We start from the raw sequence: 21,632 nt of genomic DNA on the forward strand, positions 1-21,632 counted from the left end.
CTACATGCCCAGCTTGGCCTTGAGCGCGGCCATTTCGGCATCGACATCGGCAGCATGCTGCAGCTTGGCAAACTCATCTTCCGTAGGATCGACGTTCATGCCGTTGAGCTCGGTAAAGGCCTCGGCGGTAGCTTCCTTCTGCGCGACCTTCTGCTCGAGCTTGTCGAGCTTGGAGAAGGCGGAAGTGGAAGAAGCCGCGCCTACGGCCGTGGCAACGCCCTGCTGGGCATCGGCCATGCGAGAGCGGGCGATGAGAATATCCTGGCGGGCACGGGCCTCGTCGAGCTTCTGCTTGAGGACCTTCACCTGATCCTTCAGCTTGTCAACCTGAGTAGAGAGCGCATCGTACTGCTGCTGCATCTCGGCAATCTGGCGATCGACGCCAACCTTGGAATCAAGGGCGCGACGAGCAAGTTCCTCGTTGCCGCTCTTCAGAGCAAGCTCGGCCTTCTGCTGCCAATCGGCGGAAGCGCGCTTGGCTTCCTCAAGCTGGCGAGCGGCAAGCTTCTGGGAGCCCATGGCCTGGCCAAGTGCCTCAGTGGCGGAGTCGACTTGCTCGCTCATTTCGATGATGATCTGCTTGACCATCTTCTCTGGGTCCTCGGCCTTGTCGAGCATATCGTTGATGTTTGCCTTCAAGATGTCGGCGATGCGCTGGAAGATGGCCATGATAATCCTTTCGATAGATTAAGGGGCGCTTGTATGCGTGGGGTCATTGTAGCATTTCCCCAGGCAACAGGCTTGTTCGTAACCGACCCGAAATGGAAAAGCCCAGCGGGAGCCGACGCAATAAACCAGCGGGTGTACTAAGCGCGACGCTGACCCCTCAAATCACGCAAAAGCGCATACACGGCATCGAGCAAGGCAACGTCGTCGGAAAGCGCGAAGTACTTCATGGGAACCTGGAGCTTGCTCGTCTGCGTAACGTAGCGCGCCTTCGCACGACGAAGCGAAAGCCACAAATCGCCTTCGGGCTTGGGGACCGGTTCCACGTTGAGCTTGCCGCCCACGACCGATACGGTCTTCACGTGCATATCGTTCGCTAGCGCCTTCACGCGCGCCTTCATGAAGAAGTTGATGGTCGCTTGCGGCATGTCGGGATGACGCTTGCGCGTCTGCTCCTCGAGCTCGTCTACGACCTCCACCTCCTCGGCAAACGCCGCCTTGCGGTACAGCAGCACGCGCTCGTCGGCATCGGGGATGTATTCCTCGGGAATATACGTATGAGCAGGCACGTTGACGGTAATGTCGGAAAGGGCTGCCGGCAGAAGATCGCTCTTCTCCACCCTGCCCTCACGCGTGGCGTTCACTGCCTCGGCAAGCATCTGGGCAAACAAGTCGAAGCCGACGGCGCTCATATTGCCGCTCTGTTCGGCACCAAGCAAACTACCCGCACCGCGAATCTCAAGGTCGCGCATGGCGACGCGCATGCCACTGCCAAGCTCCTGATGCTCGTTGATCGCCTCGAGGCGCGCCGTGGCCTCTTCGGTAAGCGTCATATGCTCGGGGAACATAAAGTAGGCGTAGGCTTGCAGGTTGCTACGCCCAACCCTGCCCTTGAGCTGGTACATCTGGGCCAAGCCAAGACGCTGCGAGTCTTCGATGACGAGGGTGTTCGTATGAGGGTTGTCAATGCCACTCTCGATGATAGTCGTAGCCACGAGAACATCGATTTCCGCGGCCGCGAAATCCTCCATGACGCTTTCGAGCTGCTCCTTAGTGAGCTTGCCGTGGGCAACGCCCACTCGCGCCTCGGGAGCGGCCTGAGCCACGCGTGCCACAGCATCATCGAGGCCGCGCACGCGGTTGCTCACGTAATACACCTGGCCACCGCGGGCCATTTCGCGCCGAATGGCATCGCTGACCACGTCGGGGTCCCACTCGCCCACATGCACCTCAACAGGACGACGGTCGTCGGGAGGCGTAAGGATGAGGCTCATGTCGCGCACGCCGGAAAGCGACATCTGCATGGTGCGCGGAATGGGCGTAGCTGAGAGCGTGAGCACGTCGATGCTCTCGCGAAGGTTCTTCAGCTGCTCCTTGTGCCCCACGCCAAAGCGCTGTTCCTCGTCGATGATGACCAAGCCCAATTCGTAGGGGTTCACGTCGCGCGAGAGCAGGCGATGCGTGCCCACGAGCACCTGCACCGACCCATTGGCGAACCCCGCCAGAGCCGCCTTCTGCTGCGCGGGCGTGCGGAATCGGGAAAGCACTTCCACCGTAACGCCATATGCGTCGAAGCGGTCCTTGAACGTGGTGTAGTGCTGCTGTGCCAAAATGGTTGTGGGGCAAAGCACCATGACCTGCTTCTTGTCCTGCGTTGCCTTGAATGCGGCGCGCAGGGCGACTTCCGTCTTGCCAAAGCCCACGTCGCCACACACGAGCCTATCCATGGGGCGCGCCGACTGCATATCCGCCTTCACGTCGGCGATAGCTGCAAGCTGATCAGGCGTTTCCTGATACGGGAAATCGCTTTCCATCTCGCGCATCCAAGGAGTATCGGCAGAATAGCGATATCCCTGCGTAGCCGCACGACGCGTATAGACATCCACCAGGTCGAAGGCAAGCTTCTTGCTCGCCTTGCGCGCACGATTGAGCGCCCGCGACCAATCGCTCGTGTTCAGGCGCGTCAAACGCGGGCTGCTACCCTCGGGACCCACGTAGCGGGTAACGCGGTCGAGCTGCTCCACGGGAACGTAAAGCTTGTCGTCTTCGGCATATTCCAACAGCAGATAGTCGCGCAGGACGCCACCGACCTCCTGACGCACGAGCTCCTTGAACAAGGCGACGCCATGCGCCGAATGCACGACGTAATCGCCTGGCTTAAAGGGAAACGTGACTTCGGTGATGTCGATGCGCCTATGCGTACGCAACGAGCCAGCACCCTGGGTATCGGCAATGCTCACCAGGGCAAGCTTCGCCTTGGGGATAATCAGCCCCAGCGGGATGTCCACGTCCACCACGTTCACCACGCCACGCTTCAGACGCTCGACGTTGGCTTCATCGGCATCGAGCGTCTCCACAATGGGAATGCCCCTATCCACCAGGGCAAGTTTCATATCCTGCCTGGCTCGGAAATTGGGCACGCTAAAAACGACCGTGAAATCGGCATTCGACAAACTCATGAGCTTGCCAAAGAGCTTTTCCGAATTCCCCGCCACATCGGTTCGCTTCACGGGAAGCTGCGCATCAAGCTCTTGGCCAATGCGCATGATTGACTGATACGTGCATCGCTGGTTTGAGCCGAAATCGAGCTTTGCTGCAGGGCAATACAACCCATCAGGGGAAATAGACGAACCTTGCGCACGGGCGAGAATATCGTCATAGGCATGCAAAGCGTCATCGATAAGGGAACGTGGCTCAATGAGCACCGTCAGGCACGTCGCATCGAGAAACGCACCGAGCGTATCGGTTCGATCATAGAGGTACGGAAGCAACGCCGCCGATTGGGCGTCGGTAACACCACCCTCGAGTTTGTCGAGCAATTCGCGCAGCACCGGGTTGGTCTTCGCGGGATTCAGAAGCGCCTTCCGGGCTCGAGCAATAGCACGATTGCTGGGCGCATATTCGCGAATGGGGAACACACGAACATCCTCGAGCGCGGCAATCGTCTGCCCCGTAGAGGGAACGATGCGGCGAATCTCGTCGATCTCGTCGCCAAAGAAGTCTATGCGCACGGGAAAGGAGAGATTGCCCGGATACACGTCAATGGTGCCACCATGCACGGCATACGTGCCGGGCCCTTCCAAATCGCCCGTATTGACATAGCCAGCCGTTTCCAACGCAAGCGGCAAGCTCTCGAACGTCGCAGACTCGTCATGCAGAAATGTCGAAGCCTCGGCACCCACCGAAAGCTCGATGGGCTCGTAAAAGGGATTTCCCGCCGGAGGCATCTTTCGAAGAAGCGAACGCGCGGAGGCGACGACGATGCATTCTCGTCCATGAGCAAGCGACCAGAGCGATTCCATGCGCTGGGCCACTTTGCGCGCATCCGCTTCCTTTTCGCCGAAGGGATAATCGTCGCGCTCGCGAAAGCGAAGCACGCGCTCTTCCCCGACGTAGGCGCCAAGGTTGCGAGCGAAATCGTCGGCAGCCTCTTCCCCGGCAATGATGACGAGCGTTGGCTGTGGCGTGCGCGCGAAGCGGGAAGCCACCATGAAGGGCCTGGCAGAAGAGGCTATGCCCAAAGCCGCATCTTCGCCCGAATCGAGCTTGCCCCAGAACTGCTGCATATCTTCGCAACGGGAAAGCGGATGTACGAGTGCGTCAATGAGCATGAATGCACCTTTCGACTAACCTGAAAAAGCCGCATATGCGGCAAGCCCATTATATCGTGGACGGAGAATAATGCCCGATACCCCGCAAAGCCCATAGAGCCGTCGTACAATAAACCTATGAAACGGCGGAAAGGATGGCCATGCCACGCGAGACAATGGCAGCGAAACGCGAACGCGCAAAGCTCATCGAGGAGCGCATGCATGAGCGCTACGGTGACGGAGAATGCTCACTCGATTACGAAACCCCATTTCAACTAGTTGTCGCCGTGGTGCTTTCCGCCCAATGCACCGATGCGGCCGTAAACAGAGTAACGCCCGCCCTCTTCGAGAAATACCCCACACCTGCGGCCCTTGGAGCCGCTTCCATCGAAAACGTCGAGGAAATCATTCACTCGCTGGGGTTCTTCCGTTCCAAAGCCAAGCACCTCGTGCAATTGGGGAGAATTCTAGCCTCCGAATTCGATAGCACCGTGCCCAACGACATGGACCAGCTGCAGAAGCTCCCCGGCGTCGGACGAAAAACGGCCAACGTGGTCATGTGCGAGGCGTTTCGCAACCCCCAGGGCATAGCCGTTGACACGCACGTCTACAGAATCGCTCACCGATTGAAGCTGGCAGGACCTTCGGCCGATACGCCCGAAAAGACCGAACGCGCGCTCATGCGCGTGTACGACCAACCCGATTGGCTGTTCATCAACCATCAGTGGGTGCATTTTGGCAGGGAGTACTGCCGTGCGCGCAACCCGCTCTGCGAGGATTGCCCCGTGCGGGACCTCTGCCCCAGCTGCGAGGCGTAAGCGCTACGCGGAAACGCTCGCGTGATGCCAACCAGGGGTAACCTGCTGGCCCGTTTCGCCGAAGCGAACGACTTGCCCCGCGCGAACGAGTTCGGCGAGGACGCAATCAACCAGGTCATCGAGCTTTTCCGACACGCGCGGAGTAAGGCCGACGGTTAGCTCGGCAGGTTCGGCGTTATCGACCTGCATGCCCAGGCACACGCCCTGGGCCTGGTAGCCCAACAGCTTGGCCGTCTCGAACAGATCGGATAGCTTCAGGTCGTGAAGAGACTGCGCCCCAAACGGACGCGGAGCCATATCATCGGGCTCGAAGCGGAAGATGGTACCCGGTTCGCCGCCTGTTCCATCAAGGGCGTCAACGGTAATGATCAGGTCGAACGCCTGCACGGCATTCAGATAGTCCATGCTCATGCAGCCAACGTCAAACAACTCCACATCGGAAGAGAACTCGTACGCGGACAATTCGTCGTACACGGCAGGCCCAATGCCATCATCAAGCATGAGCTTGTTACCAACGCAAAATACGGCAATCTTCATAGCGTAGACCTTACAGGGAAACTTTCACAACGACGTTATAGTACGTAGCCAGCGCAAGCAAAACGCACCCCGCAATCACCGAGGCAACGGCCCAGATGCGTTCGCGACGGAGGTACTCGCTCTTGCGCATGCCCTTATGTTCCAGCGCACGATGCAGGGCCGCAGGCTGAGCCAAGCGCGCAAACGCGAACGTGAAAGCAGTCAACAGCAAAAGCACGATAACCGCCGCCACAACGGCAAGCGGGCTGCTCTCCCCCACGCCCGAAACGGATGCGTAGGCGTAATAGAACAACGAGTCGGCAAGCGCCCAGATGGGATAGAACACGATCGTCCACCACATGCCATGGGCCGGACCCCAAATGGGCGGCAGGAACAACGCCCCCAGATTCAAAACGGGCACGCCCTTGAGCAGAGCGCGTTCGCGCTCCACTTGCTCGTCGGTAAGGCCCTCGTATTCGCTCATGACAAACCCCCTATCTACGCGCTATTTCTCGGCAGGCAGCATATCAGCCGCCAGGAAAAAGAAGGGAGCCCGAAGGCTCCCTTCAAGAAAGCATCCAGGAGAAAATCCTAGACGGTGTGATCCTCGCCCGAGATATCGTGAACGTTGATATCGTAGGTAAGGCCACCATGCTCCTTGCGAGCGAACATGAGCTTCATGAGGGGCTTGCCACCTTCGATGACGGCCATGTACACATGGATGATCATGAAGATGATGAAGACGAACATCATGAAGTAGTGAACGATGCGAACGCTCATAAGGCCACCCATGGCTGCAGTGCCAGCAGCGAAGATGGGCATGTCGGCCGTAACCGACCACAGGCAGAAGCCCGTGTAGCCCATGAACAGGATGAGCAGCGGAATGAGGTCGTAGGCCATCTTCTGCAGCGGGTTAAACTTGCCCGAGAACGGATGGTCCTTCTGAATGAACAGGTAGAACTTGATCCACGGGATGAGCTGACCCTTGTTGTCGGCCTGCGGCAGGAAGGACTTGATGTCCTTAACCTTCTGACGCGTACCGCCAACGGGTGCGGAATCCAGCACGAATGCCAGGATAACGCGCACGATGCAGTTCACGACCAGCACAATGCCACAGAAGATATGCACGCCGCGGCAAATGCCCATGATGGCGGGCAGATACGGGAAGTGGATGATGAAGCCGCTGAGGATGAGCAGAATCATCGAAATGAGATTCACGTAGTGCGTGATGACGAACGGCAGCGGATGCGCGTCCTTGTAGTGTGCGAGTTCGGCCATCTTACTTCACCCCCCAAGGGCTCGTAACCGTCTTGAAGGTCTTGCCCGTCTTGGGCTCCGTGATGTGCACTGCGCAAGCGGTGCAGGGGTCGAAGCTGTGAACGGTACGCAGCACGTTGATGGGCTTTTCCATGTCGCCCACGGGAACGCCGATGCAGGCCTGCTCCATGGGGCCGGGAACGCCGTCGGCATTGTGCGGAGCGATGTTCCACGTAGTGGGAATGATGATCTGGTAATCGGTGATCTTGCCGTTGGAGACCTTTTCCGTGTGGTAGAGAGCGCCACGCGGAGCCTCCCAGAAGCCCGTGCCCTGGCCCGTCGTGGTGGAAGGCTTGCGGAAGTACTCCGAGTCGCCACCCTTCACGGCCTCGATGAGCTCCTGGACCCATTCCTTCATGAGACCAGCGATGTAGAGCGTCTCAATCTGGCGAGCAGCCGTACGGCCAAGCGTGGACTGCAGGATCTCGAGCTGGCCCGGAACGCCCAGCGTTTCCAGCAGGCCGTCGATCTGGTCGACGATGAAGCTGACATTGCGCTTGTAGGCAACGAGCAGACGGGAGAACGAACCGGCTTCCATGCACTGACCATCGTACGAAGGAGCCTTGCACCAGGTGTAACGATCATCGGTGTTGTATTCCGTGAACTCGGGTTCGGTAACGCCCTCAAGCGGGTTGAGGTCGGAATCGCCCTTGTACCAGGAATGGCCAACATATTCCTTGATCTTGGACTCATCGACGTCGGAAAGCTTCAGACCGTCGCCCAGAACGCCAGCAGGCAGGTAGCGCTTGTTCATTTCGAAGCTTGCGTCTTCGAAAACGCCCCATGCCACGTAGCGACCGCAGCCCTTGCCGAAGTTGAATGCGTCGGCGTAATAGGGAGCGATGGCCAGCGTGTCGGGGATCATGGTTGCCTTGACCCAGTCGTACACCTCGTTAACGAGCGACCACAGGTCGTCGAGCTTTTCCTCGGTGGGATAGAACATCGTGCCACCAGGCGTGCTCGTCATGATGTGCGGCATCTTGCCGCCCAGCAGCGCGGCAATCTCGGAAGCCTTCGACTGCATGGTGAGGGCTTCGAGGTAATGCGCGGTGCAAATGAGGTCGAGCTCGGCGGGCAGCTTGTAGCCCTGCGAGTTCTCGGAATCGAACCAGTTGCCGCTGAAGATGGACAGCTGCTTGTTTTCCGCGAACGTGGTAAGGCGCTCTTGCAGGGCCTTGAAGTCGGTGTTCGTGGAAGTGCCGGCAGCAGTGGCCAGATCCCAGGCGTCGGCCGGGTTGGCTTCCAGAGCGTGCAGCGGGTTCACGTAGTCGAGGGCAGCCAGGTTGTAGAACCACAGGATGTGGCTATGCAGGAACTGGGCACCTTCGACGAGGTTGCGGATGATGCGGGCGTTATTCGAAATGGTGATGCCATATGCCTTCTCGGCGGCAAGCGTGGAAGCATGCGCATGAGAGACAGGGCAAACGCCGCAGATGCGCTGCACGATCATTGCAGCATCTTCGGGAGCGCGGTCGCGCACAACCAGCTCCATGCCGCGGAAGCAGCCGCCGGAGACCCATGCGTCGGTAACGACGCCGTCTTCGACTTCCATTTCCACACGCAGGTGACCCTCGATACGGGTAATCGGGTCGATTACTGTACGTGCCATGTTTTAGTTGCCCCCTTTCCTATTCTTGAGCTCTTCAACTTTCGCCTGGTAATCGGATTCCATCTTCTGCTGGAATTCCTCGGCGGAAAGCGTGGTGGTGGTGCCATCGGCGTTGAGGATGGTCTTGTCCTGGTCGTAGTCGGCGCCCGACGTGCCGGGACGCTTTGCGTCGACAGCGCGCTTGGCCTCGAACTTGACCTTGCCCTTCATGCGGCCGGAAGCCTTGATGCCGAAGCCATGGACGGCAATGCCGGCGGCAACGATGGCGGTAAGGCCAACCGCAATGGTTTCAGGCTGCACCATCCAGTCGCCAATGCGCAGATCGCGATGACGCTTGAAAAACGGCGTGTTGACCTCGACCCAGTTATCGCCCGGATCGTTCGGGTTCGCCTCGCAGCAACCGATGCAGGGAGCGCCTGCTTCCACGCACCAGCTACGACGATGATTGTAGCGAACAACGCCGCAATTGGACTTCGTCTGGGGACCGCGGCAACCCACGGCGTACAGGCAGTAGCCCTTCTTCTCCTCTTCGCTGCCGAACTGGTAAACGAATTCACCGTTCTCGAAGTGGCCACGACGCTGGCAATTGTCATGAATGGTCTGGTTGAAGATAACCGCAGGCTTGTTTTCCGCATTCAGCTCGGGAAGAACCTTCAGAAGGACAACGTCGACCAGGATGGCGACGAGCCATTCGGGATTCGGCGGGCAACCGGGCACGTTGATGACGGGCGTGTCGATGCCAACTTCCTTCAGGTACTTCTGGACGCCCGTGGCGCCAACCTCGGCGCTCACCGCGGAATGAGCCGCCATCCAGCCACCATTCGTGGCGCAGGAACCCAGGGCGACAACGGCATTGGCGTTCTTGGCTGCCTCGACCAGATGCTCGGTACCAGGCTTGTCAGCCACGCGCAGGGCCTGGCCGTCCCAGCCTTCGAGCACGGCACCCTCGTAAACGAGAATGTAGTTGCCGGCCTCGATGGTCTGTTCCTTGGCTTCTTCCATGGAGTAACCAGCAGCAGCCGAAAGCGTTTCGCTGTAGTTCAGCGAAATGAGCTCGAGCACTACCGTAGCGGGATCGGGCTCGTCAATCTGAGCGAAAGCCTCGGTACAACCCGTGCACGAAGCGCCTTCGATCCAGATAACCGGATAGAGGTTACCTTCCTTTGCGCCAATCACGGACTGTTCGAGAGCCGAAGCGACTTGCGCTACCGTAAGCGAAGATACGCCCGCGGCGGCCGCCACTGCACCGCAGAGTTTCATAAAGCTACGACGCGTAACCCCACGCGCCTCTAGCATCTTCTCCAACTCCGAGTATGTGGCCTCTTTCTCCATGTGCACACCTCCTTGCAATAACTATTCGTCTGCACAAACCGTGCATATTTTGTCACCAAATAACGGATATCTCTCATATTGATATACCAAATGCGCTTAATAAGGAATAAAAGGCACAAATATGTTAACAAATGAATTCGCCGTAACAATTGCTACGGATATGGAGGGATTGCATCTGAAACAGCAGAATATTCGAAGCTACCGAAGCATGCGGGCGCAGAACACCGCACGCACATTCGAATAAGCGCACGAGGGGTATTCTACGACGCGCGAAGAACCTGCGAAGGAGAAAACAGATAGACGGCAAAAGGGCCAGCCCTACTGGGCTGGCCCCGAATCGCTAAAGCAGGATTCTAGTAGTTCATGGAACGAAGCTCGAAGTACGCCTTCGGGTGATTGCAAACGGGGCAAACATCGGGCGGATTCTTGCCAATGTGGATATGTCCACAGTTGTTGCACTTCCACGCATAGAGGCCATCACGCTCGAAGACCTCGCCGGCGTTGATGCGCTCGATGAGCTTGCGATAGCGCTCTTCGTGTTCCTTTTCGATAGCGCCCACGCCGTCGAAAAGCTCGGCCAGGGAATCGAAGCCCTCGGCTCGGGCCGTCTCGGCGAATTCGGCGTACATGTCGGTCCACTCGTAGTTTTCGCCATCGGCAGCGTCAGCCAGGTTGGTGAGCGTATCGGGCACGCCGCCATCGTGAAGCGCCTTAAACCAGAGCTTGGCGTGCTCCTTCTCGTTCTTGGACGTCTCGAGGAAGATGTTCTGAATCTGGACGTAGCCGTCCTTCTTCGCCTGGCTGGCGTAATACTGATACTTGGTGTGAGCCTGCGATTCGCCGGCAAAGGCGGTCATGAGGTTCTTTTCGGTCTGAGACCCCTTCAATTCCATGTGCATTCCCTTCTCTTACGTGCACCCACCTGCCCTTATAGTAATATGCAGCATAGTGCAAGCGAACAAGGAGCGTCACCGATGTCCCAATCTGTAACCATCGCGTTTCTCGGACCCGCCGGAACCTATTCCGACGAGGCGGCCCATGCATTTGCAAAGCGACTGGGAGTCGAAGCGGAATTCGTGGCACTCCCCTCCTTCAATACGGTTTTCGAGTACGTTGACCAGGGTAAATGCGATTACGGCGTAGTGCCCACCGAAAACTCGCTCGAGGGCTCGGTCACCAGCACGCTCGACAACTTCGCCTTCAACAGCGACTGTGTCATCCTAGGCGAGGAAGTGCTCTCGATCCACCACTGCCTGCTCGCAGCGCCCGGCACCACCATGGCCGACATCAAAACGGTCTACTCGCATCCCCAGGGGCTCGCACAATGCCGCCGCTACCTGAATGCGCATCTCCCCAACTGCCAGACCATCGCGACGTCATCCACCGCCGAAAGCGCCAGGGTGGCGGCAAGCACGGAGGGCGTAGCTGGCATTGGAAACGAATTCGCAGCCGAGCTGCATGGCGCCGAGATTCTGGAACGGGAAATCGAAGACCATTATGGCAATCAGACGTGCTTCGCGCTCATCGGCCGACGCGGAACGCAACCGGTATTCCAGGGAACGAAGTTCAAGACGTCGCTCGCCCTGTTCCTCAATGCGAACAAGGCAGGCACGCTGCATATGATCCTCTCGGAGTTCGCCTACGCGGGCATCGACCTTTCCATGATTCAGTCACGCCCCACCAAGCAGGGCCTGGGCGACTACATGTTCTTCGTGAACATCGATGGCTCGATCTATGAGCCCGACGTGCAAACGGCCCTTTCTTGCCTGCGCCTGAAGCTACGCGAGGTGAAGGTGCTCGGCTGCTACCCCGTAGCCTAGGAAAAGAGCCTTCCATCCTCCACGCGCAGGAAACCCTCGCGCTGCAAGTCGCCAACGATGCCATCGAAGAGCTCCTGCGTCGTAGCTTCCCTACCTGCGGAAACTTCGAAGGCATCAAGGGAGCGCTTCATATGCTCGACGGGAATGCCCTGATGAGATAGGAGCTCACGCACCACGAAGGCGCGCTTCTGCCTTCGGGAGCCCTCGAACTTGCTCTGGCGCGTATACGACTTGGAACGACGGGAAGCGTTGCCCTTCGTCTGCTTGATATGCGCACCCCAGTCGAGCAGCGCATAATACCACCTGCGAGCATCGTCTTGCGGACACGATTCGCGCACCAGGGGCTCGATCTGCTTGTCGTGCACCTCGTCTTCTTCGGGGAAAAACTGGTCGATGAATACCGTGCGCACATTCGTCTCTATGTAGACGGAGGACCTATTGTGAGCAAACGAGATAATGCCCGCAGCCGTGGACGGGCCAATGCCCGGAAGGGAAATCAAATCGCGCTCCTGCGTGGGCAACATGCCATCGAAGCGCTCGACGCACTCCTTTGCGCATTTCAGAAGCGAAAGCGCTCGGCGGTTGTATCCAAGCCCCTGCCAGAGCCCCAAAACGGCGGAAGGTTCGGCCGCGGCAAGGGCATCCAACGTGGGAAACGCGTCCAAAAAGCGAGGCCAATACTCCAGCACGCGCTTGACCTGCGTTTGCTGGAGCATGACCTCGGAAAGATACACCGCATAGGGATCGTCTATGTAACGCCACGGCAAGCCCTCGCGTTCGTAGAGACGACCCGCTTCGTATACGCGATCCTGGAATTCGGCTATAGAGAGCAACGAAATGAGGAATGCTAGTTGCTGCTGTACTTGCCGGGATGGGCCAACTGGCCTTCGGCAAGGCTGCGAACGCCCATGAAATCCTCGGGCTGTTTGACGCCAGCATCCGAAAGGGCCTTCAAGTCGAGGCCAACGGCATTGGCGACGTTCGCATGCACGTAACGAAGGAAATCGTCCTTCGTGCCACCATCGAACACCTGCTGCAGCGTGATAGAAGCGAACAGGGCGTTCAGCACCTCGTCGGCTGCCTGCCACACCTTATTGAAGGCACAGCGACCGCTACGAGTGCACGTTTCGGGGTCGGCAGCGCAATTGGAAATGGTTACCGGGCCCTGCAGAGCACAGAGGACATCGAGAATGGTGACCTTGTTCGGGTCGAGGGCGAGCTTCAAGCCGCCACGCGAGCCGCGCGTCGTATGCACATAGCCAGCCTTTGCCAAATCATGCTGAATGGTACGTGCGAAAGCGTAGGGAATGTCTTCCTCTTCAGCAATCTCGGCAATGGAAACATACTGGTCTCTGTGGTTATACGCAGCGCGAAGAATCCGGCACGCATAATCGCAACGACGTGTTAACTCCATTATTTTCCACCCTTACCCAAAAAGTCGGATTCATTCTTGTCTAGTTCTACCCGAAGCGCATCGACCAGCGTGTCTTCCAAGGCACGATATTCCTTGGAATCGAGCGGCTGATACGACGCAATCTTCTCGTACAGGTTCTCGCGCGTAACCGGAACGTACACGCGCTTGCGAATGCTCTCGTTGTACGCCTGCTCGACGGCATGGCGCGCGGCCGTATACATATCGAACCGCGTCATGTGCTTCGAATAAGATATGAGCTCATCTCGATCCAGGAAACGGAGCGAGGGGAACAGCGCACATGCATGTTGCCATATCGCGGCACGCTCGCGCTTTCCCGGAGTATCGATCTGAACGATATCAACGGGGTCGAGAATATCATAGAAAAAGGCTTCTAGGTCCTTTTCTTCGCTACATGAAGCAAGAACCCACACATCGGGGTGTTCCACCGAAGCGCGGATGAAGTTCACGGCCTCGCGAGCACCGCGCGTAAGCTGCTGAGTGAACGATGCTTCGCCGTCTTCGGAGTCCACGGAAACTGGCGCGCCCCACAAATCGATGTTCTCGAGCATGAGCACGGCGGGACCCTGGAACCCAAGGCGCGAAAAGCGCGCCTTGCCACGGAATTCGCGCGACGTCATGATGCAGAGAACCGGATAGCCCTGGGGGCTTTCGTCCATGAACATGCGCACCACGGGCAAGCCAAGCTCGCCAGCCGTGGCAACCATGAAGCGATTGGCGTCTTCGCGTGCCTTGGAGCGGAAGAGGATCGTCTCAACCGACGGAATGGACTCGAGGCCATGGCGCTTGTGCAGCATTTCCATGAACTCGGCGAACTCACCGTCCTCGCCCATGCCAATTCCACGCTCGCGCATCTTCTTGATTGTCTTGTCGTAGCCAATAAGATCGGCGTACGTGAACGATTCGGCTTCGGAAGCATGGGAATCATCGTCGGACGAGGGCTCGACGCCCAGCAGCTCCGACATATCCTGCACCTCATCGTGCGAAAAGCCGAACTCCTCGAGCTTTTCGAGCGCCATGCTCTGCAAGGCCTCGGCATTGCGCGCCGTTTCCTCGCCCGTGGCATAGGGCTCGAGCTTCTCGAAGACGTACTCGGCGAGAGCGCGTTCCTTCAGCTTGCACGCAACGTTCCACGCACGGCGCAAGCCCTCAACATACTGAGGCTCGACATCGCCGGAAACCTGGTTTGCCGAATCGAACGCAGCTATGTACAGATGAGCAGCCTGCGAAAGGCGGTCGTCGTCGTAGGCGCGACCAGCCATGCGCAGAAGATCCTGCGCACTGCTCGTTTCGTTATCTTGACCTGATGTATTTCCCGAGCTGGGGGTTCTACCAAACACACCACCATCTCCTTAGTCTTGCCAGTGGGCAATCTGCCACTCGTTGCGGCGAGCCTCCCGGGTGAGCGTGGAATCTGGTGTCACCGCTACAGGATGCTGCGCCATTTCGAGCATAGGAACATCGGAATGATGATCGCCATAGGCATACGATACCATCCAAGTACCCTTTCCAAAAGCATCATCGGCATATCGCCGCAAGGCTGACACCTTTTCGGCACCTTCAACAGGCAAACCCTTCACAATACGGGTGTAGCACTGGGCATCGTCGATTTCCATGCAGGTGCACACCGCGTGATCGATGGGCAGGAAATCCATGGCCCGGCGCACAATGGCCTCCCACGTCGCGGAAACGATGACGACGACGCGACCTGCCGCACGGTGCTCCTCCATGCTGGCGATAGCGCTTTCGCGTACGCGCTCGGCAATCACTTCGTCGTAAAAGCTCATGAGGTAGTCATCGACCTCACTGGCCTTTTGCCCCACGAACGCCGTGAAGACCTGAGAGCGCACCCAGCTCTCGTTCTGTGGCAGGCGCAGCTTGTACGCAACGGCCCACAGACCGATGCCCAACGCCCTGAAGAAGTTGAGCTTGCGATGCAACAGCAAGTAGCGCACCAGGAGCACCGGGGAATTACCGCGGATGCAGGTTCCGTCGAAATCATAAAGCACCAGCTCAACTGGCGTAGGCGAAACCGTTGCCGTGTCTTCCATGCTCCAACTTCCACGATAGTCGTTTAATACTCGAATGAAGTATTATAGCGTTCGCGGAATACGGTGCAAGGCAGACCTACTCCATATTCGCGAACTGAGCGTTGTAAAGCCGTGCATAGTAGCCATCGAGACGCAAAAGCTCCTCGTGAGTACCCTGTTCCACAATGTCGCCCTTGTCGATGCACAGAATGAGGTCGGCATTGCGAATGGTGGAAAGCCTATGCGCGATGACGAAACTCGTGCGCCCGTGCATGAGGTTTTCCATTGCCAGCTGAATCTGTCCTTCCGTGCGCGTATCCACCGAACTGGTCGCTTCGTCCAGAATGAGCATCGAGCGATTTGCGAGTATGGCTCGCGCGATGGTGATGAGCTGGCGCTGCCCCGCACTGATATTAGAAGCGTCTTCGGTGATTACCATGTCATAGCCTCCAGGCTGGGACATGATGAAATGATGAGCATAGGCCGCTTTCGCCGCCTGCTCGACCTCTTCGTCGGTGGCCGCAAGGTTTCCGTAGCGGATATTCTCGCAAATCGTGCCATTGAACAGCCACGTCTCCTGCAGCACCATGGCAATGTGCGCGCGAAGGCTACCCCGATCGATAGAGGTGATGGGCGTGCCATCGATGGAGATGGACCCCTCATTCACGTCATAGAAGCGCATCAGCAACTTCACGAGCGTGGTCTTCCCCGCCCCCGTGGCGCCAACCAAGGCAACGGTCTGCCCCGCTCGTACGTGCGCGGAGAAATCGCGAATCACGGGCACGTTTTCGTCGTAGCCAAAACGCACGTGGTCAAAGACGACGTCGCCCGCAACCTGCGACAACTCCACGGAACCCGTTTCGACTTCCTCGTCTGCGTCCAGAAACTCGAAAATGCGCTCCGCAGCCGCTGCCATGGACTGCAATTCGTTGGCAACCTGGGTAATCTGCTGAACGGGCTGCGTGAAGTCCTTCACGTACACAATAAATGCCTGGATATCGCCCACGGCAATGGCGGAGGCGACAACCAGATAGGCGCCCAGAACGGCAACGACGATATACCCCAGGTTGGTAACGACGCTCATCACGGGCATCATGAGACCGCTCACGAAGCGCGACTTCCAGCCCGCCTCGTACAGCCGCTCATTCGCAGCGGCAAACGAAGCCCCGACCATGCGCTCACGCCCGAAGGCCTTCACGACCTCATGCCCCGAAAACGTTTCTTCTACCAGGCCGTTTATCTCGCCAAGAGCGTTCTGCTGCTGGCGGAAGTACTTTTGCCCACGCTTCATGACCACGCTAAGGAGCAGGGCCGATACGGGCAGGGTAAGAAAGACCGCCAGGGCCATGAGGGGCGAGATCCAGAGCATGACGCCAACCACGCCCACGATGGTGACCACCGACGTAACGAGCGTGGTAAGGCTGGAGTTGAGGCTCTGGGCAAGCGTATCGACGTCGTTGGTAATGCGCGAGAGCACATCGCCCGTGGAAGCGCTTTCGAAATACCCCATGGGAATGCGATTGATCTTTTCGCTGATGCGCTCACGCAGACGGAAGCACGCATCCTGCGTTACGTAGGACATGATCCAGCCCTGCAGGAACGAGGCGAACGCCGAAAAGAGGTAGAGCGCGAGGGCCGCCAAGAGCACTGCGGCTATGCCCGCGAAGTCGATCGAACCCGTTCCGGCAACGCGCGCAACCGAACCCTCGTAGAGCAATGTGGTGGCCTGGGAAAGCACCTTGGGACCCGCCACGGCAAACGCCGTCGAGGCGATGGCGGCAACGAACACGAACGCCAGGCGCAGCTTATAGGGAGCAAGCAGCCCTAAGACGTGGGAGAACGCAACGCGAGCATTGCGAGGCTTCTCGACGTTCATGCCACGCGGGCCGCGCGGCATGCGCCGACGCTCGGCGCTACGCTTCAGGTCTTCACCGCGAGAGGCCATGCTACTCACCCCCTTCCAGGGAAGAGGAAGCAGGCGCAGAGGATGCCTCGCTCTGCGGCGCAAGCTGGGAACGGGCGATGTCGGCATACGTAGCGCAGGAGGCAAGAAGCTCATCGTGCGTTCCCGTTCCCACAACCCTGCCCTCGTCAAACACGACGATGCAATCGGCATCGGAAACGGTGGCAACACGGGAAGAAACCACGATACGCGTGGCCGAGCCCATCTCGCGCTGAAGGGACCTTCGAAGCTCAAGCTCGGTGGCGTAATCGAGAGCGCTCATGCTGTCATCGAAAAGGAAGCAGCGCGGCTTGATCGCAAGGGCGCGCGCAATGGCCAAGCGCTGGCGCTGGCCACCCGAAAGGTTCGTTCCGCCTTGGGATACGCTGGAATCGTACCCCTCGGGCAGCGACCGAACGAACGAATCGGCCTGAGCGATAGAAGCAGCCCACAGATTCGCCGCTTCGTCCGCCTCTTCCAAGCCATACGAGATATTGGAGCCGATAGAGCCGCTGAACAGGAACGACGTTTGCGGAACATAGCCAAACGTACCGCGCAGGGCGGCAAGCGAAAGCAAGCGCGCCTCTACCCCATCCACGAGAATGGACCCCGATTGGGGATCGCAATCCCGCATGAGGAGCTTGAAGACCGTCGATTTGCCCGAACCCGTCGGGCCAACGAGCGCCACGTAGCCGCCCGCGGAAACGGTAAAGCTCACATGGGAGAGCACGGGCTCGTCGCTCCCCTCGTAGGCGAACGTCACGTCGCGGAACTCGATTTCAGCGCCTGGCCGCAAAGAGCGCTCGTCATCGCGCGGTCGAGCAGGGTCCGAAATGGCAATATCCGCTTCGAGCACCTCGTCGATGCGCTTGGCAGACACCTCGGCACGTGGCAGGAGAATGGCGAGCATCGAAAGCATCATGAAGCTCGAGACAATGGCCATGGAATACGTGACGAACGCCATGACGTCACCTGTTTGCATGTTGCCCACGTCGATGGCGCCCGCGCCAACCCACACGATGAGTACGGACATTGCATTCATGACGAGCATCATTCCCGGGCGCATGAACGACATGGCGCGATTGACGAACAGCTGCGTATCGCGCAAGTCTCCGCTTGCCTGGGAAAAGCGCTCCTCCTCACGGCCCTGGCGATTGAAGGCACGAATGACGGGAATGCCCGTGAGCATTTCCCGGGAAATGAGGTTCACCTTGTCGATGAGTTTCTGCATGAGACGGAAACGCGGCATCGTAGCCACCATGAGCACGCCGATAACCACGACGACCACAAGCACGCCCAGCCCGATGATCCACGTCATGGAAGCATTCGTCTGCAGCACCATGACGATGCCGCCCACGGCCAGGATGGGCGCGTAAATAACGATACGAAGCAGCATGTAGCTGACCATTTGAATGCGCTGAATGTCATTCGTGGCACGCGTGATGAGCGACGCCACGGAAAACGACTGAACCTCGGCATTGGAAAAGCCAACGACCTTGGCAAAGAGACGCTCGCGCAAATCGCGCCCCACCGAGGCGGAAGCCCTGCCGGCCAAAAAGGAGATGCCCACGGCAGCGGCAATGCCCAAGAGGGTAACGCCGAGCATCTGGAGGCCAATGCGAATAATGTAGCCCTGTTGCATTGCGAGCGTATCGACGCCCTGCGCCTGGTATTCCGCAAGCAGCTCGGCCGCCTCTTGGGGAGACGACGCCTCGATGCCCGATTGCTGAATGCCCACGTCGACGATGAGCGACGTGAAGTTTGGAATGGCAAGGTCGCACGCCGCCTGGACGCCCAGAAGGACGACGATGAGGACGGCAATGCCAAGATAGGGTTTTAAATACTTAAGGGAACGCACACAAACGCTTTCGTTGAGACTAATTAGCATGAAGATACTAGAGGGCAAGAAGACACACGCGCGGCATGGCCGCTGATTGACACCAATATGTGACCTTATGCAGACCGAAAAACAAAAACGCGGGGCATGCAAAGGCACACCCCGCGTTTCACGTGCGAAAAGCAGCTGCGCTACTGCTTCATGCGCAGCGTCCTCATGGCGTTGAGGATGGCGAGCACGCTTACGCCCACATCGCCAAACACGGCAAGCCACATATTCGCAATGCCAATGAACGGCAGTGCAAGAATCATGATGAGGACCTTCACGCCAATGGCGAACACGATGTTCTGGCGCACGATGCCCATCGTCTTACGCGCAACGCGTATGGCGTAGGAGATCTTCGTGGGACGGTCGTCCATGAGCACGATGTCGGCCGCCTCGATGGCGGCATCGCTGCCCATGGCGCCCATGGCAATGCCGATGTCGGCGCGCATGAGGACGGGAGCATCGTTTACGCCATCGCCCACGAAGGCGACCTTGTCCTTGCCATCCACCTGTGCAAGGAGCTCTTCGATAATGGCAACCTTGTCTTGCGGAAGCAGCTGCGCACGATATTCGGCAACGCCCAGCTCATCGGCAACGGCGGCCGCAACCTCCTCGCGATCGCCCGTGAGCATAACGGTGCGCTTCGCGCCCGAGGCATGCAGCGCCGCGATGGCCTCCTTCGCATCTTCCTTCACCACATCGGCGATAACGATGTGACCCACGTATTCGCCGTCGATGGCCACGTGGAGAATCGTGCCAACGAGCTCGCAATTCGGGTACTCGATGCGCGCCTCGTCCATAAGGCGGTCGTTGCCCACGAGCACCTTATGAGCGGAAACGAGCGCATAGACGCCCTTGCCGCCATGCTCTTCCACATGCTCGATGCAGCTCTCGTCCACCACGCCCGCATAGCTCTCGCGCAGCGAAATGGCAATGGGATGATTCGAGTTGGCCTCGGCATGCGCGGCATACGAAAGAACATATTCCGGGTCGATACCCTCGGGCGTATGCACGGCAACCACGCCAAACGTGCCGTTGGTAAGCGTGCCCGTCTTGTCGAATGCGACGGTGCCCACATTTCCAAGCGCCTCGAGGTAGCTAGAGCCCTTCACGAGCACGCCGTTACGCGACGCTGCGCCAATGCCCCCGAAGAACGAGAGCGGGACGCTGATAACGAGAGCGCACGGGCAGCTTACGACCAGAAAGACCAACGCGCTCCGCACGCTCGCGCTCCAGCTTTCGCCGAAGAGGAGCGGGCCGGCGAACGCAATCACGACTGCAAGGCCAACGACGATGGGGGTGTAGTAACGGGCGAATCGAGTGATGAAGTTCTCGGTGCGTGCCTTCTTCTCGCTGGCATTCTCGACGAGCTCCAGGATGCGCTGCACGGTGCTTTCGCCATACACGCTGGTGGTGCGCACGGTGATGAGCCCCGTCATATTCACGCAGCCACTAATGACGGCAGATCCCGCCTGGACTACGCGCGGCACGCTCTCACCGGTAAGCGCACTGGTATCCAGTTGCGAGGAACCCTCTTCCACAACGCCATCCAAGGGTACGCGCTCGCCCGGTTTAACCACGATAAGGGATCCAACCTCGACAGTATCGGGGTCAACCTCAACGATCTGACCATCTTTCTTTAGATTGGCAGATTCGGGCGCGATATCCATCATGTCGGCAATGGAACGACGCGTCTTGCCCACGGCATAGCTTTCGAACAGCTCGCCTACCTGGAAGAACAGCATGACGGCCGCGCCTTCGGCCATATGGGGCTCCGCATCGGGGAAGAACACGAGCGCAAAGGCGCCTATAGTGGCAATGACCATGAGCAGGTTCTCGTCGAGCGGCTGACCATGGGTGATACCATGCCACGCCCCCGCAAGCACGTCGTAACCGGCAATGAGATACGGCACGAGGAACAACGCAAACTGGATCCACAGTCCATATGGCAGAGCGTCGAACACGTGGAACCCAACGGATAGCACCTCGAGCACCACGAAAAGGGAAAATGCAACAATGATACGCTTTAGAAGCTTCGATTGTTTCTTGGTCAGATTCTTTGCCATGTACAGTATCCCGAGCCTAGACTAGCACTTCGCAATCGGGCTCAATATCATTGAAAATCTTGACAGATTGACCAAGAATCTCCTGGAACTTGGCGTCGTCTGCATCGAGGGTGAACTTCAGGGTCATGGCGTTCACGCTAGCCTTCGACACCCCGTCGATCTTTTCGATGCGGTTCTGGATCTTCCCCGCGCAATGCGAGCAAAGTTCCCCGTCGAGCTTGATTACCTTACGCATGCTTATTCCTTTCGCTATTCGCAAATATGAGACATACCCTGAGACAGCATGGTGTACACATGGTCATCGGAAAGCGCGTAGATGATCTGCTTCCCTTCCTTGCGGAAACGCACCAGATGGGATTGCTTCAGAATGCGCAGCTGATGAGAAACGGCGCTTTGCGACACGCCAACCGCTTCGGCGATGTCGGCAACGCAACGCTCACGCTCCATGAGGACGTAGAGAATGCGAATGCGCGTGGTGTCGGCGAAAACCTTGAAAAGGTCCGCAAGGTCGTAGAGCATTTCCTCGCTGGGAACTTCACCTTCGGCCAGAGGGCATTCGTTTACGGTATCGTTTTCCATGTTCATCCTTACTACATATGCACATCTGTTCAT

The 21,632-nt window shown here is 58.3% G+C and carries 19 protein-coding genes; 2 read left to right on the forward strand and 17 right to left on the reverse strand.

Going from position 1 to position 21,632, the window contains the following annotated elements; all coding sequences use genetic code 11:
• Together E7002_RS00400 and mfd are read right to left on the reverse strand one after the other, a co-directional pair.
• Positions 1 to 669 carry a PspA/IM30 family protein gene (locus tag E7002_RS00400; protein WP_303726956.1) on the reverse strand — a complete coding sequence of 223 codons (669 nt, stop codon included), beginning with the start codon at positions 667 to 669 and terminating at the stop codon, positions 1 to 3.
• A 137-nt stretch (positions 670 to 806) separates the two neighbouring features.
• Positions 807 to 4,277, reverse strand: a complete 3,471-nt coding sequence (gene mfd, locus E7002_RS00405; protein WP_303726957.1) for a transcription-repair coupling factor — start codon at positions 4,275 to 4,277, stop codon at positions 807 to 809.
• A gap of 140 nt (positions 4,278 to 4,417) precedes the next feature.
• Here mfd and nth point away from each other — a divergent pair, with 140 nt between their 5' ends.
• Positions 4,418 to 5,074 carry an endonuclease III gene (nth, locus tag E7002_RS00410; RefSeq protein WP_303726958.1) on the forward strand — a complete coding sequence of 219 codons (657 nt, stop codon included), beginning with the start codon at positions 4,418 to 4,420 and terminating at the stop codon, positions 5,072 to 5,074.
• 3 nt (positions 5,075 to 5,077) lie between these two features.
• Here nth and E7002_RS00415 read toward each other — a convergent pair whose 3' ends face one another.
• From E7002_RS00415 to rbr, 6 genes are all read right to left on the reverse strand, one after another.
• Positions 5,078 to 5,611 (reverse strand): hydrogenase maturation protease, encoded by a 534-nt coding sequence (locus E7002_RS00415; protein WP_303726959.1) that lies wholly within the window; start codon positions 5,609 to 5,611, stop codon positions 5,078 to 5,080.
• 10 nt (positions 5,612 to 5,621) lie between these two features.
• Positions 5,622 to 6,074, reverse strand: a complete 453-nt coding sequence (locus E7002_RS00420) for a viscotoxin-A3 (RefSeq protein WP_303726960.1) — start codon at positions 6,072 to 6,074, stop codon at positions 5,622 to 5,624.
• Positions 6,075 to 6,181: 107 nt separating this feature from the next.
• Positions 6,182 to 6,868 carry a cytochrome b/b6 domain-containing protein gene (locus E7002_RS00425; RefSeq protein ID WP_303726961.1) on the reverse strand — a complete coding sequence of 229 codons (687 nt, stop codon included), beginning with the start codon at positions 6,866 to 6,868 and terminating at the stop codon, positions 6,182 to 6,184.
• Between the two features lies 1 nt (position 6,869).
• A complete protein-coding gene (locus E7002_RS00430) occupies positions 6,870 to 8,516 on the reverse strand; it encodes a nickel-dependent hydrogenase large subunit (RefSeq protein WP_303726962.1) in 1,647 nt (548 codons plus the stop codon).
• 3 nt (positions 8,517 to 8,519) lie between these two features.
• Positions 8,520 to 9,848: a hydrogenase small subunit gene (locus E7002_RS00435; RefSeq protein ID WP_303726963.1), complete on the reverse strand. Its 1,329-nt coding sequence runs from the start codon at positions 9,846 to 9,848 to the stop codon at positions 8,520 to 8,522.
• 353 nt (positions 9,849 to 10,201) lie between these two features.
• Complete coding sequence (rbr, locus tag E7002_RS00440; RefSeq protein ID WP_066662195.1) at positions 10,202 to 10,741, reverse strand: rubrerythrin; 540 nt, start codon at positions 10,739 to 10,741, stop codon at positions 10,202 to 10,204.
• Positions 10,742 to 10,822: 81 nt separating this feature from the next.
• On the opposite strand from rbr, the gene pheA reads away from it, so the two are divergent.
• Positions 10,823 to 11,668: a prephenate dehydratase gene (gene pheA / locus E7002_RS00445; protein ID WP_303726964.1), complete on the forward strand. Its 846-nt coding sequence runs from the start codon at positions 10,823 to 10,825 to the stop codon at positions 11,666 to 11,668.
• On the opposite strand, the gene E7002_RS00450 is transcribed toward pheA, so the two are convergent.
• The 9 genes from E7002_RS00450 to E7002_RS00490 all read right to left on the reverse strand — a co-directional run bounded on the left by E7002_RS00450 (position 11,665) and on the right by E7002_RS00490 (position 21,599).
• Positions 11,665 to 12,501: an adenine glycosylase gene (locus E7002_RS00450; RefSeq protein ID WP_303726965.1), complete on the reverse strand. Its 837-nt coding sequence runs from the start codon at positions 12,499 to 12,501 to the stop codon at positions 11,665 to 11,667. The two genes, pheA and E7002_RS00450, sit on opposite strands and share 4 nt — an antisense overlap.
• Positions 12,502 to 12,515: 14 nt before the next feature.
• Positions 12,516 to 13,082, reverse strand: coding sequence for an Rrf2 family transcriptional regulator (locus E7002_RS00455; RefSeq protein ID WP_303726966.1), 567 nt, complete (start codon positions 13,080 to 13,082; stop codon positions 12,516 to 12,518).
• Positions 13,082 to 14,440, reverse strand: a complete 1,359-nt coding sequence (locus E7002_RS00460) for a ribonucleotide reductase subunit alpha (RefSeq protein WP_303726967.1) — start codon at positions 14,438 to 14,440, stop codon at positions 13,082 to 13,084. Before E7002_RS00460 ends, E7002_RS00455 begins: the two co-directional genes overlap by 1 nt.
• 12 nt (positions 14,441 to 14,452) lie before the next feature.
• The gene (locus E7002_RS00465) at positions 14,453 to 15,151 is read right to left on the reverse strand and encodes an HAD family phosphatase (protein WP_303726968.1); all 699 of its coding nucleotides are present in this window, start codon (positions 15,149 to 15,151) and stop codon (positions 14,453 to 14,455) included.
• A 76-nt stretch (positions 15,152 to 15,227) separates the two neighbouring features.
• Positions 15,228 to 17,075 carry an ABC transporter ATP-binding protein gene (locus E7002_RS00470; protein WP_303726969.1) on the reverse strand — a complete coding sequence of 616 codons (1,848 nt, stop codon included), beginning with the start codon at positions 17,073 to 17,075 and terminating at the stop codon, positions 15,228 to 15,230.
• 1 nt (position 17,076) lies between these two features.
• A complete protein-coding gene (locus E7002_RS00475) occupies positions 17,077 to 18,930 on the reverse strand; it encodes an ABC transporter ATP-binding protein (protein ID WP_303726970.1) in 1,854 nt (617 codons plus the stop codon).
• Positions 18,931 to 19,100: 170 nt separating this feature from the next.
• The gene (locus tag E7002_RS00480; protein WP_303726971.1) at positions 19,101 to 21,020 is read right to left on the reverse strand and encodes a heavy metal translocating P-type ATPase; all 1,920 of its coding nucleotides are present in this window, start codon (positions 21,018 to 21,020) and stop codon (positions 19,101 to 19,103) included.
• Positions 21,021 to 21,036: 16 nt separating this feature from the next.
• On the reverse strand, positions 21,037 to 21,255 hold the full coding sequence (locus E7002_RS00485; protein ID WP_066662045.1) for a heavy-metal-associated domain-containing protein: 219 nt from the start codon (positions 21,253 to 21,255) through the stop codon (positions 21,037 to 21,039).
• A 14-nt stretch (positions 21,256 to 21,269) separates the two neighbouring features.
• Positions 21,270 to 21,599 carry a metalloregulator ArsR/SmtB family transcription factor gene (locus E7002_RS00490; protein ID WP_066662043.1) on the reverse strand — a complete coding sequence of 110 codons (330 nt, stop codon included), beginning with the start codon at positions 21,597 to 21,599 and terminating at the stop codon, positions 21,270 to 21,272.
• Positions 21,600 to 21,632 lie beyond the last annotated feature (33 nt).

This window comes from Denitrobacterium detoxificans (assembly GCF_015062615.1).
Classification (GTDB): Bacteria; Actinomycetota; Coriobacteriia; order Coriobacteriales; family Eggerthellaceae; genus Denitrobacterium; species Denitrobacterium detoxificans_A.